Annotated in this window: 9 protein-coding genes; 5 read left to right on the top strand and 4 right to left on the bottom strand. The window is 66.9% G+C overall.

Translation table 11 applies throughout. The features are described 5' to 3' along the window. The first annotated feature begins 110 nt into the window (after positions 1 to 110). Positions 111 to 2,426, top strand: a complete 2,316-nt coding sequence (gene tmcA, locus MUG98_RS10110) for a tRNA(Met) cytidine acetyltransferase TmcA (protein WP_265111999.1) — start codon at positions 111 to 113, stop codon at positions 2,424 to 2,426. A gap of 67 nt (positions 2,427 to 2,493) precedes the next feature. Here tmcA and MUG98_RS10105 read toward each other — a convergent pair whose 3' ends face one another. Next, positions 2,494 to 3,228, bottom strand: a complete 735-nt coding sequence (locus MUG98_RS10105; protein WP_265111998.1) for an SDR family NAD(P)-dependent oxidoreductase — start codon at positions 3,226 to 3,228, stop codon at positions 2,494 to 2,496. A gap of 204 nt (positions 3,229 to 3,432) precedes the next feature. Between MUG98_RS10105 and MUG98_RS10100 the strand changes: the two genes are divergently transcribed. The 3 genes from MUG98_RS10100 to MUG98_RS10090 all read left to right on the top strand — a co-directional run bounded on the left by MUG98_RS10100 (position 3,433) and on the right by MUG98_RS10090 (position 6,001). After that, positions 3,433 to 5,232 carry an SLC13 family permease gene (locus tag MUG98_RS10100; RefSeq protein WP_265111997.1) on the top strand — a complete coding sequence of 600 codons (1,800 nt, stop codon included), beginning with the start codon at positions 3,433 to 3,435 and terminating at the stop codon, positions 5,230 to 5,232. Positions 5,233 to 5,303: 71 nt separating this feature from the next. Then, positions 5,304 to 5,789 (top strand): DUF456 domain-containing protein, encoded by a 486-nt coding sequence (locus tag MUG98_RS10095; protein WP_265111996.1) that lies wholly within the window; start codon positions 5,304 to 5,306, stop codon positions 5,787 to 5,789. 47 nt (positions 5,790 to 5,836) lie between these two features. Then, positions 5,837 to 6,001: a DUF8014 family protein gene (locus MUG98_RS10090; RefSeq protein ID WP_265111995.1), complete on the top strand. Its 165-nt coding sequence runs from the start codon at positions 5,837 to 5,839 to the stop codon at positions 5,999 to 6,001. A 42-nt stretch (positions 6,002 to 6,043) separates the two neighbouring features. Here the strand turns inward: MUG98_RS10090 and MUG98_RS10085 are convergent, their stop codons facing one another. Beyond that, positions 6,044 to 7,762 (bottom strand): glutamate--tRNA ligase, encoded by a 1,719-nt coding sequence (locus MUG98_RS10085; RefSeq protein ID WP_265111994.1) that lies wholly within the window; start codon positions 7,760 to 7,762, stop codon positions 6,044 to 6,046. Between the two features lie 203 nt (positions 7,763 to 7,965). On the opposite strand from MUG98_RS10085, the gene MUG98_RS10080 reads away from it, so the two are divergent. Then, complete coding sequence (locus tag MUG98_RS10080) at positions 7,966 to 9,639, top strand: vWA domain-containing protein (protein ID WP_265111993.1); 1,674 nt, start codon at positions 7,966 to 7,968, stop codon at positions 9,637 to 9,639. Positions 9,640 to 9,648: 9 nt separating this feature from the next. On the opposite strand, the gene idsA3 is transcribed toward MUG98_RS10080, so the two are convergent. Together idsA3 and MUG98_RS10070 are read right to left on the bottom strand one after the other, a co-directional pair. After that, complete coding sequence (idsA3, locus tag MUG98_RS10075) at positions 9,649 to 10,707, bottom strand: geranylfarnesyl diphosphate synthase (protein ID WP_265111992.1); 1,059 nt, start codon at positions 10,705 to 10,707, stop codon at positions 9,649 to 9,651. Between the two features lies 1 nt (position 10,708). Then, positions 10,709 to 12,061, bottom strand: a complete 1,353-nt coding sequence (locus MUG98_RS10070; RefSeq protein WP_265111991.1) for a ribonuclease J — start codon at positions 12,059 to 12,061, stop codon at positions 10,709 to 10,711. Between the last annotated feature and the right edge of the window lie 275 nt (positions 12,062 to 12,336).

Below are 12,336 nucleotides of genomic sequence, written 5' to 3'. Positions count from 1 at the left end.
CGGTTCAGTGGTCACAGGAACGTCCGAAGAGAACCCACACGTGCCCTGCGCGCCATGGCCGCCGCGGATATCGAACACCGCTATTACGCTCGAGTTCCCAAGGCAGACGTATGGACGCGGATTCGGACGCGGACGCGGCCGTCCTCGAACTCGCCCGCGAACTCCGGCACGAAGCGCGCCGATCGAACGAGCGCCGACTGCTCGTCCTCGCGGGCGATCGCGACCGGGGCTACGACGCCCTGGAGGCCGTCCTCGACGGTCTGTCGGTCCCGATCACGCGGACGACGCTGGTCGGCCCCGACGATCGACTTCGCTGCGAGCAGGTCCCCCAGTCGCACGCCGGCGACCTGCTCGGGACGACGAGAGACGTCGTGGCGATCGACACCCACGCGGAACTCCGGCCCAACGCCCTCGGGAAACTCGTCGGCACCGTCGACGGTGGCGGCCTGCTCGTCCTCCTGACGCCGCCGCTCGACGCGTGGCCCGATCGGCGCGACGGGTTCGACGAGTCGCTGGCCGTGCCCCCGTTTTCGCTGTCGGACGTGACGGGTCGGTTTCGCCGCCGTCTCGTCGAGACCCTCTGCGCACATCGCGGAATCGCGATCGTCGACTGCGACGCCGGCGCGATCGAAGACGACGGACTCACCCGGCCTGCCCCCCGCCTGGCCGCTGAATCGACCTCGATCGCCGCCCCCGACGACCACCGGTTCCCGGCCGCCGCCTACGAGGCCTGCCTCACTGCCGATCAGGCCGAGGCCGTCGCCGCGTTCGAATCGCTGGCCGTCGACGAGGACGGCATCGGGACAACCGATCGACAGTCCGGGGACCCACAGGCCGTCGTCCTCGAGGCCGATCGAGGCCGCGGCAAGTCGAGCGCGGCCGGACTCGCGGCGGGGGCGTTCGCCGCCGACGGCCGAGACGTGCTCGTCACCGCACCCCAGTTCCGGAACGCGCGAGAGGTGTTGGATCGCGCGGGCGAACTCTGCGAGACGCTCGACGTCGCGACGACCACCGAACCGAAGTCGATCGAGACGAGTACCGGCGGGCGGGTCCGGTTTCGCGATCCTGACGAGGCCGTCGATCGACTGGAGCGTGCCGACGTCGTCGTCGTCGACGAGGCGGCCGCACTGCCGGTCGCGACGCTCGGATCGTTGCTCGACGCCGACTGCATCGCGTTCGCGACGACGATCCACGGTTACGAGGGCGCCGGTCGCGGGTTCTCGGTCCGCTTTCGCGATCGGCTCGCGGCGAGCGATCACGCGGTCACCGACTGCACGATGTCGGTGCCGATCCGCTACGCTGCGGGGGATCCGATCGAGGTCTGGGCGTTTCGCGCCCTGTTGCTCGACGCCAGACCGCCCGTGGAGCCGCTCGTCGCGGACGCGAAACCCGACTCGGACGCGATCGAGTACCGCCGGATCGATCCGGACGCGCTCCTGGCCGACGAAACCCTGCTGCGGGAGGCCTTCGGACTCCTGGTGCTCGCCCACTACCGGACCGAACCCAACGATCTCGCCAGACTCCTCGACGCTCCGAACCTCGAGGCGCGGGCGCTGGTCCACGACGATCACGTCGTCAGCGTCGCACTGCTGGCCCGCGAGGGGAACCTCGCGAGCGAGACGCGATCGGCGATGTACGAGGGCGGTCGCGTCCGCGGGAACATGCTCCCCGACGTGCTCACGAGCCAGTTGCGAGACGAGGCGGCGGGCGATCCTGCGGGACTCCGGATCGTTCGGATCGCGACCCACCACGTCGCGCGATCGCGCGGACTCGGATCGCGACTGCTCGCGGAGATCCGGACGGAGTTCGCCGACGACGTCGACTGGCTCGGAACCGGGTTCGGGGCCACGCCCGGCCTCTTGCGGTTCTGGAACGAAAACGGGTACGGCACGATCCACGTCTCGACGACGCGCAACGACGCCAGCGGCGAGTACTCCGCGCTCATGCTCGCGCCCACGAGCGACGACGGTCGAGCGCTCCACGATCGCCACGCCGACCGGTTCGCCCGCCGGTTCGCCGCCGTCTGCTCGGATTCGCTCGCCGATCTGGACCCGGACGTGGCCCGCGCAGTCCTCCGGAGCGTCGACGCGACCCCGCCGCTCGACCTGTCCGATCACGAGTGGCGCGTCGTCGCCGGCGCCGCCTACGGACCCGGACTGTTCGACGTGAACCCCGGCCCGTTCCGATCGCTGGTCGTCCGATATCTGACTGAGGACCCCGATTCGATCGACCTGACGGCACGCGAGGAACGACTGCTCGTCCTCCGGGCCCTGCAGGGACGCGAGTGGCCGACGGTCGCCGATCGCCTCGATTATCCCTCATCCGGGCAGTGTATGCGCGCCCTCGGCGAGGCCTGTTGCCCGCTGGTCGATCGCTACGGAACGGACGCGGCGCTCGCGGTCCGCGATCGGTTCGCCGGGGAGTAACTCTCGAATTCGGGGACGGATCGTACGGGGACGGGAGAACGCCCACGGCTATATCTGCGGGCCGAGGTCACGGAAGGACACGCCGGAGGACGAACTCTGGTAGCAGGTCAAGCGTCCACGCGACGAGTCGCCAGCGCCGGGTTACGTACGCGTGCTCCCGCCGCATCTCGATCGCGCGGGCGATCTGTTTCGCCGCCGTCTCGGGCGAGCACTCCCAGAACGTGCCCATGGACATGCCGGTGTCGACGAATCCGGGTTCGATCGTCGTGATCGTCACGTCCGAACCGACACCGCGCTGGCGGTTTCGCAGGCCCTCGAGATAGGTCGAGACGAACGCCTTCGAGGCGTTGTACGCCGGCGTACCGCCGTTACCGAAGTGGGCGGCGACGGACGAGATTCCCACGAGGTGGCCGTCCGTTTTGCTCGCCAGGTTCTCCTTCTCGAAGTACTCCATCGCGGCCGTCGCGATCGCCGTAAACCCGCGCACGTTGACGTCGATCGTCCGGCGTTCCGGTTCCCAGTCGAGGTCGTAGTTCGCGCAGCCCACCCCGGCACTGATGACGACGAGATCGACCGACTGCATCGCGTCCACCAGTTCGAAAAACCCCTCGCGGGCGTCCTGGGTATCGGTCACGTCCATCGTCGCGACGTAGGCCATCGTCGGCAACTCGGCACCGATCTCCGTCAGTCGCTCGGTGCGTCGCGCCGCCAGGCCGACCTCGTACCCCTCGTCGGCGAGTTCCCGGGCGAGCGCTTCGCCGATCCCCGAGGACGCGCCGACGACGATCGCACCGTCCGTCATAGGTAATGGTTCTACCGAAGGCAGGTATGTGTACCGAATCGACGGGGGCTCCGGGATGGGCCATCGACGGCGACCGATATGGGCGCTCGACGATCACAATCCGGTGCGTCGGGACCGCCCGACGATCGCGATCCGGTGCGTCGGGCGCCCGGCGAGACGTGACGGGGGTTATTTGACAATCGCTCCGGAAGTACGCGCAACCGGATGGCCGCGCTGACGACTGGGGCACTGTTGGTCTTTCTGATCATCTTCGTGGCGCTCGTGTTGTTCGTCACCGAGCCAGTCCCTATCGACGTCACGGCGATCGGGATCATGGTCAGCCTGATGGTACTCGGTCCGTGGACGGGCGTCTCGCCGAGCGACGGCGTGGCGGGATTCTCGAACCCCGCGACGGTCACGATCCTCTCGATGATGATTCTGAGCGAGGGGGTTCGCCGGACCGGCCTGATTCAGCGCCTCCAGCAGACCATCGCGTCGTACACCGGCACGAACGAATACAGGCAACTCGGCGCGACGATCGGCATCGTCGGGCCGCTGTCGGGACTGATCAACAACACGGCCGCGGTCGCCGTGCTGGTGCCGATGGTCAACGACCTCGCCCACGAGAACGGAACCTCCCCCTCGAAGCTCCTCTTGCCCCTGTCGTACGCGTCGATGTTCGGCGGCATGCTCACCCTCATCGGTACCTCCACCAACCTCGTCGCGAGCAGTCTCTCCGCGCAGTACATCGATCGGCCCTTCTCGATGTTCGAGTTTACCCACCTCGGCGTCGTCGTGTTCGTCGTCGGTTCGGCGTACCTGCTCACGGTCGGCAACTGGCTCACTCCGTCGCACGTGACGCCGCGAAGCGAGCGAGAGACGACGGCGAAAGAGGAGTTCCTCACGGAACTCGTCGTTCGCGAGCACTCGCCGGTGATCGGCACGACGATTCGAGACGCCCTCGAGGAGGTCGACTTCGAGGCCGAGGTCACCCAGCTCATCCGGAACGATCGGTACGTCTCCTCGCCCCCGCTGTCGACGACCGTCCAGAGCGACGACGTCTACACGGTCCGACTCACCGACGACGCGCTCCAGACGTTGCTCGACGTCGACGGGGTCGACCTCGTTCCCGGCGTGACCGCCGAAGCTGACCTCGAGACCCTCGCGCCGGAACAGACGCTCGTCGAGATCGTCCTCACGGCGGGGTCGGAACTGATCGGCGAGACGATCGACTCGGCCGGCTTCTCCGACACCTATCGGGCTCGAGTGCTCGCCGTTCGCCGCGGCGGCAAGATCACCCACGAACGGCTGTCAGAGTTCACCTTCCGGCCGGGAGACGCGCTTCTCATCGAGTCCGAGCCCGAGACGGTCGACCGCCTCGCAGACGATCCGAACGTCATCGTCGCCGGCGATCTCGCGCTCCAGCAGTTCCGAAGCTCGAAACTGCCGATCGCGGTCGGCGTCATTCTCGCTGTCGTGGGACTGGCCGCGATCGATCTGTTGCCGATCATGGTCTCCGCCCTGGCCGGCGTCCTCACGATGCTCGCGACCGGCGTCGTCAAACCGGCCGAGGCCTACGAGTCCGTCCAGTGGGACATCATTTTCCTGCTCGCGGGCGTCATCCCGCTGGGGAACGCGATGGCCGAGACCGGCGGCGCGGATATCCTCGGTGCGCTCGTCGTCTCGAGTGCGGACGTTCTGCCGGCGGTCGCCGTCCTCGGCCTGTTCTACCTGGTGACGGCCCTGATGACCAACGTCGTCAGCAACCAGGCGAGCGTCGTGTTGCTCGTCCCGGTCGCCGTCGACGTGGCCTCGCGACTGGACGCGAACGCGTTCGCGTTCGTCCTCGCGGTGACCTTCGCCGCCAGCACGGCGTTCATGACGCCCGTCGGCTACCAGACCAACCTCTTCGTCTACGGACCGGGAAAGTACCAGTTCCGGGACTTCGTCCGCGTTGGCGGCCCGCTCCAGTTCCTGCTCGCGATCGTGACGACCGTCGGTATCGCGTTCTTCTGGGGCCTGTGATCGCCGATCCCGGTCCCCGACCTGCTGAAGCCAGCGGTACGATTTTGATCCGAGGGCCCGTCGGTGGGCGTATGGTCGATGCAGTGACGGTCCTCGCGATCGCGTTGCTCGTCGGTGCCATCGTCGGGGCGGCCGTCCCGATGGTTCCCAGCGGCCTCCTCTCGCTGGCCGGACTCGGCCTCTACTGGTGGGGCTCCGGATTCGCCAACCTCGGGGTTCTCACCTTCGCCGTCCTCGTCTCCATCGCCGTCGTCACTGCACTCGTCGAGTTCTTCGGCGGATCGATGGCGGCGAAAGCCGGCGGCGCCTCGTGGGGAACGACCGCCGTCGCCGCGGTCGTCGGGCTCGTCCTCATGGTCGTCACCGGCCCGCTGGGGCTGGTCGCCGGCCTCTTCGGCACCGTCTTCGCCCTCGAGTTCGTCCGGAAGGGGGAACTCGAGGGGAGCACGCGCTCGGCCGTCTACACGACCGTCGGCGTCTTCGCGTCGACAGCGGTGCAGGTCCTGCTGACGGCGTCGATCCTCTTCGGCTTCCTCGTGGCCGTCTTCCTGTTCTGATCGGGAACGGGGGAAACACTCAAACGGTGGGTCACGTTGACACCGGTATGGAGTGTTCCGAAGCGGACTGCGATCGGCCCGCCGCCGTCGAGTTGCACATTCCGTGGGCCGCGAACCGGTACGTCTGTGCCGCCCACGCCCGCGTGCTCGGCCGTCAGGACGGCGTCGTCGCGGACCCGGTGCCCGATCGGGCCGACGATCTGCTCGAGTGAACTCCCCCGTAGCGGCTGCGATCGGCGAACCAGTCGATCGCGTCAGGGGTGCGTGAAGTAGACGACGGTCTCCCCGTCGTCGTGGTGATCGATCCTGGCAAATCCGACGCGCTCGAACTGGACGACCTCGTCCGGTTCCAGGTCGGCGACGCCGGGTTCCCCACGCCCGGCCACGTCGCCGTCGGGCGTGCGCATCCGGACGGGGACGCTCTCGCTCGCCGGGACCCAGTGGATCACGTCGACGTCACCCTCGCGGACCACGTCGATATCCTCGCCGGTGTACTGGAGGACGTCGCGGGTGAACTGAAAACAGCCCAGCCCCTTGAGCCAGACGCGCGCCTCCCGTTGCGGGACGTCTTCGGACTCGAGCAGGACCGCGTCGCCGACGGGGATCTCGCGGACGCCGCGATCCTCGTGGTCGGGGTGCAGCGGCGGGTTCGCCTCCGCGGGTGGGTCGCCGCCGATCGGGAGTTCGGTCCCGTCGCGGACGAAGAACCGCCGATCGCTCTCGTCGTCGATCAGGTCGCGGTTGTTCGCGTAGATCGAACTCATCGCGAGGTCGACGTCGCTGGTCGAGGTGCCGAGGTCGACCATCGCGTCGACGATCGCCTCGCCGCGGATGCCGCGGCGACGCAGACTCTTGAGCGTCGGCGCCCGGGGGTCGTCCCAGCCGTCGAGTTCGCCCTGCTCGATCAGTTCGGCGATCGTCGAGGTGCTCATCTTCACGTCGTAGGCGTCGATCTGGACGTGCCCCCAGTGGACGACCTCGGGGTACTCCCAGTCGAAGTAGTCGTAGACGAATCGCTGTTTCTTCGCCGAGTCCTGGAGGTCGATCCCGCGGATGATGTGGGTGATGCCGATACGATGATCGTCGATCCCCGACTGGAAGTCGAGCATCGGCCAGCAGCGGTACTCGCTGGCCTCCTCGCGGGGATGGGGCGTGTCGATCATCCGGAAGGCGACGAAGTCGCGCAACGCCGGGTTCTTGTGACTGATATCGGTCTTCACGCGGAGGACCATCTCGCCGCTGTCGTACTCCCCGTCGACCATCGCCTCGAACTCCTCGCGGACGGCCTCGGGAGCCTTGTCGCGGTGTGGACACGGCTCGCCCGCGTTCTTCAGGTCCGAGAACTCGTCACCCGGACACGAGCACGTGTACGCGCCGCCCAGGTCGATCAGTTCTCGTGCGTGCTCGTAGTAGGTTTCGAGCCGATCGCTCGCCCGGTAGACGTCGTCGGGTTCGAAGCCGAGGTAGTCCAGGTCCTCCAGGATGGCGTCGTAGGCGTCGAGATCCGGACGTTTCGTCTCGGGATCGGTGTCGTCGAACCGGACGCAGAACCAGCCGTCGTACCGCTCCCTGTAGGTGCCGATGACGGCGGGCATCCGGGCGTGGCCGACGTGCCAGGGGCCGTTCGGGTTCGGCGCACACCGCATCCGGATCTCGTCGTACTCGTCGGCGTTCGGCAGCGACGGGAGGGCGTGCTCGTCCGCCTCGTCTTCGGCCTCGATCGCGGCCAGTTCCTCGGGCGCGAGTTCTTCGAGGCGATCGCGCTTGGCGTCGTACTCGAGGTCGTTGACCCGACCCACGACGCCGCCGATGACGCCGGGGATCTCGTCGCCGTGTGCGCGGAAGTCGGGATTGTCGCCCATCAGCGGCCCCATGATGGCACCGACGTCGGCGTCGCTCTCGTGCTTGACCGCGTTCAACAACGCGTGCTTTTCGGCTTCGCGTTCGACACGCTCGCGTAACTCGTCGTCCATTGGTGGGAGATTTACCGCGCCCGTTCAAAATCCCCGCGGTGTGGAGTCGTCCCGGACAGATGCGGGGTAGGGTCGCCCCTGGCGGATGCGGTGTAGAGTCCCCCTGGCAGATGCGGTGCTCGCGCTGGCCGCTGGAGAACCTAGCTGAAATGAACATTATAACTATCCAAACATAGTAGTGGTGACCCACTGTCGAGACGCACATGATACAGCGGAGACGGGGGTACGTGATAACCACGCTCGCGGTCGTCGCGATGCTGGTGCTCGCGGGCTGTTCGTTCGGCGGCGGTCTCGAGGCCTCGTCCGGTGGCGACGCTGGTGACAGTCTCGGCTACGCTGTCGGCGGCGCACAGGACGTCGACAACTTCAGGGACAACGTCGAGGCGGGTTACCTGCCGATCCGCTCCGACGTCACCCACGAGGGACTGTTCTACGACTACTACTTCGAGACGGGGGATCGCGACTGCGACGAACTGTTCTGTCCGGCCTACAGCCGGGCCGTGACGGCCGATCCGCTCTCGAACGAGACCGAACAGTACCTCTCGGTCGGGCTGAACTCGAACCTCGAGGCGTCCGAGTTCGAGCGCGAGAACCTCAACCTCGTCGTCGTCCTCGACGTCTCGGGGTCGATGGACTCCGGGATGGCCGAGTACCACTACGACGACGAATCCGAGACGGTCCCCGAGGAGACGAAACCGAAGATGGACGCGGCGAACGAAGCGACCGTCGCCCTCCTCGATCGACTCGAGGACGACGACCGCTTCGCGCTGGTCACCTTCGACGACCGCGCCGAGACCGTCGCCCCCCTCGAACGAATGGACGAACGCGACCGCGACGCCCTCGAGACGGAGATCCGTTCGATCGAAGCCGACGGCGGGACGAACCTCGAGTCCGGGATGGACGAGGCCCGCGAACTGGTCGAACCGCACGCCGACGACGCGGGCTACGACACCCGGATCGTCTACCTCACCGACGCGATGCCGAACGCCGGCGACACGAGCGCCGGCGGGTTAGAAGCACGCCTCGAGGCCGACGCCGAGCGGGGGATCCACTCGACGTTCGTCGGCGTCGGGATGGACTTCCACTCGGCGCTTGTCGAGGAGATTACGGCCGTCCGCGGCGCCAACTACTACGCCGTCCACTCCGCCGAGCGCTTCGAGGAGCGGATGAGCGAGGAGTTCGAGTACATGGTCACGCCGATGGTGTACGACCTCGAACTCACCCTCGAGTCGGAGGGGTACGAGATCGAGGAGGTCTACGGCTCGCCGGACGCCGACGAGGCGACCGGGGAGTTGCTGTCGGTCAACACGCTGTTTCCCTCGCCCACGGAGGACGGCGCCAGCAAGGGAGGAGTCGTCCTGTTGCAACTGAACGAGACCGGCGACGACCCTGACCTCGAACTGACTGCGAGCTACGAGGATCGCGACGGCGTGCGCCACGAGACGTCCGAGCGCGTGGTTTTCGACGATCGCGAGCCCGAGTACTTCGAGACCGACAGCGTCCGCAAAGCCGTCGCTCTCTCGCGATACGCGACCCTGATGGAGAACTGGATCGACCACGAGCGCGCCTCGCTCGCCGGCGACGACCCGGAAGCCCCCGACGGCGGTCTCGAGCGGACCGACGCGCCCGACCTCGGCGAGTGGGAGCGGCAGTCGGCGGACCTGCAGGTTACACCCCCGTACGCAGAGCGCATCGACGCCTTCCGCGATCACTTCGCCGCCGAGGCCGACGCCATCGGCGACGACTCGCTCGAGCGGGAACTCGAGACGATGGCGACGATCCTCGAGGCGGCCGAGGAGAAGTCGGGTGACGAAGCGGGTGGCGAGGAGAGGACCGACGGAAACGAGCGCGACGCCGTCGCGCCGCCGGCCGACTGACCTCGACGGTCAGTACCCGCGCTCGATCAAGTAGTCCGCGAGATCGCACAACTGGCCGCGAGCCTCGTTGTCCGGCAGCACTTCGAGCCGGTCTTTCCCCTGGCTGACCAGTTCGCGAGCCGTCTCGTTCGCGTACGAGATCGAGCCGACGGTTTCGAGTTCGGCGACTGCGTCGTCGATCTCGGACTCGGTGACGGCGTCGACGTCGGTCGTATCGACCAGGTCCTCCACGTCGAGTCCGTGGTCGCGAGCGTGGACCGTGATCAGCGTCTGTTTGTTCTCGACGAGGTCGCTACCGCGTTGTTTCCCGAGTTTTTCGCTCGGAACCGTCAGGTCGAGGACGTCGTCCTGGATCTGGAACGCGCGGCCGATGTCGAGCCCGTAGCCGTAGAGGGCGTCGACCGTCTCCACGTCGGCACCCAGCAAGACTGCGGGGAGACACGCGGAGGCAGCGTACAGTACCGCCGTCTTCTGTTCGACCATCTCGAGGTACTCCGCCGGCGAGACGTCCTCGCGTTCCTCGAAGGTCACGTCGAGCGACTGCCCCTCACAGATCTTCGTGCAGGTGGTCGCGAGCACCTCGAACGCCTCGACCAGCCGATCGGCGTCCGCGCCGGTCTCGAGCAGAATCTCGAAGGCCTTCGAGTAGAGGGTATCACCCGCGAGGATCGCGGTTTCGAGGTCGTACTCCCTGTGGACCGCGGGGACGCCCCGACGAAGGTCGTCGTCGTCCATGATGTCGTCGTGGATCAGCGTGAACGACTGGATGACCTCGACGCTGATTGCGGCCGCCATGACGTCGATCGTGGACGCCTCGTCCGCCGCTATCGGCTGGAACGATCGGTAATCCTGGCTCATCGGCTCGACGTCGACGAGCGCCTCGGCGGTCGTCAACAGGACCGCCGGGCGGAGCCGCTTGCCGCCGGCGTCGAGCAGGTAGCGCGATGCCTCGTAGAGCCGTTCCGGCCGCTGGATCGGGAGTTCGTCGGGGATCGATTCGTTGACCTGTTCACGCCGTTTCCGGACCGCCTCGAGCACTGCTTCTTCTCGTGCCTCGGGGCTCGTCATATCAGTCGACAAGCTGGATGAGGTTGCCGTTTCGCGTGACGTGGAGATCCCGACCGAGCTTGTACCCCTCGCTCTCGCAGAGGTTGACGTAGCTGGAGTAGCCGCTCATGTCCTGGTGGGCCGGAATGACGTGCTGTGGCTGGAGGGCGTCCAACATCTCGTAGTGGCCCTCCTGGTTGAGGTGGCCCGAGACGTGGATGTCGTCGTAGACCCTGGCGCCCTGCATCCCGAGCAGCTTTTCGGCCTGGTAGCGCTGGCCCTCGTTGGTCGGTTCCGGAATGACCCGCGCCGAGAAGACGACCTTGTCGCCGTCGTCCAGTTCGTACGGCGTCTCGCCGCGTGCCATCCGGGTGAGCATCGCACGGGGCTCGCCCTGGTGGCCGGTGACGACGGGCAGGAAGTTCTCCTTGCCCTCGTTCATGATCCGCTTGAACGTCCGATCGACGGACTTGCGGTGGCCGAACATCCCCAGGTCCTCGGGGAAGTCGACGAAGTCGAGTCGCTCCGCAGTGCCCGAGTACTTCTCCATCGACCGGCCCAGCAGGACGGGCTGGCGGCCGATGTCCTTGGCGAACTCGACGAGGCTCGTCACGCGAGCGATGTGACTCGAGAACGTCGTGGCGACGATGCCGCCGTCGTAGTCCTCCATGCTGTAGAGGACGTCGCGGAGGTGCTCGCGGGCGACGTTTTCGGAGGGCGTCCGGCCCTTCTTGTTCGCGTTCGTACAGTCCTCGATGTAACAGAGGACGCCGTCGCCCTCGCGACCGATCTCGCGGAATCGCTCCATGTCGATCGGGTCGCCGATGACCGGCGTGTGGTCCATCCGCTTGTCCAGCCCGTAGACGACGGCACCCTCGGGCGTGTGGAGAACCGGGTTGATCGCGTCGATGATCGAGTGGGTGACGTTGACGAACTCGAGTTCGACCTGCCCGCTGTCGCCGATCGACATCGTCTCGCCGGCGTCCATCTTGATCAGGTCGTTCTCGACGCCGAACTTCTGCTCGCCCTCGATCTGCTGCTTGACGAGTTCGATCGTGAAGGGCGTGGCGACGACCGGCGCGTTGTACCGGTGGGCCAGCTTGGAGATGGCACCGATGTGGTCGAGGTGGCCGTGGGTCGGCACGATGGCCTGGACGTCGCCCTCGAGATCGCTCATGACCCGGTCGTCGGGGATCGCGCCCATGTCGATCAGGTCGAGACTGTGCATCCGCTCGGTTTCGACGTTGTCGTGGATCAGAACCTGCGAGAGGTTCAGTCCCATGTCGAAGATGACGACGTCGTCACCGGCACGGACGGCAGTCATCTGCCGTCCGACTTCTTCGTAACCGCCAATCGTTGCAATTTCGATTTCCATGGTCGTTGTACTGAAAGCCGCGTGTGGACTCTCATCGAAACGGTCCGCGGACTCCCGGTTGTGCGGCCCCGGCGTCTTGCAGCACGTTGGCCATCCCGCTATGCGCTCGTGGCGGCGACCGCCGCCGATCGGCCCACGGCACCGCCGTGGGCCGCGAACGCACTTGCCCGCGGGTTTCGCTACTGATCCCTACACGCCCGGGTGTTAAAAACACAGCGGGTTGACCACGTGCCGGCCGACTACGCCGCCCGTCGTCGACTCGATCCGGAGACCGA

Source organism: Halosolutus halophilus (assembly GCF_022869805.1).
GTDB classification, from domain to species: Archaea; Halobacteriota; Halobacteria; order Halobacteriales; family Natrialbaceae; genus Halosolutus; species Halosolutus halophilus.
The sequence above is the reverse complement of the archived record's forward strand: the minus strand, read 5'-3'. Positions and strand labels throughout refer to the sequence as shown.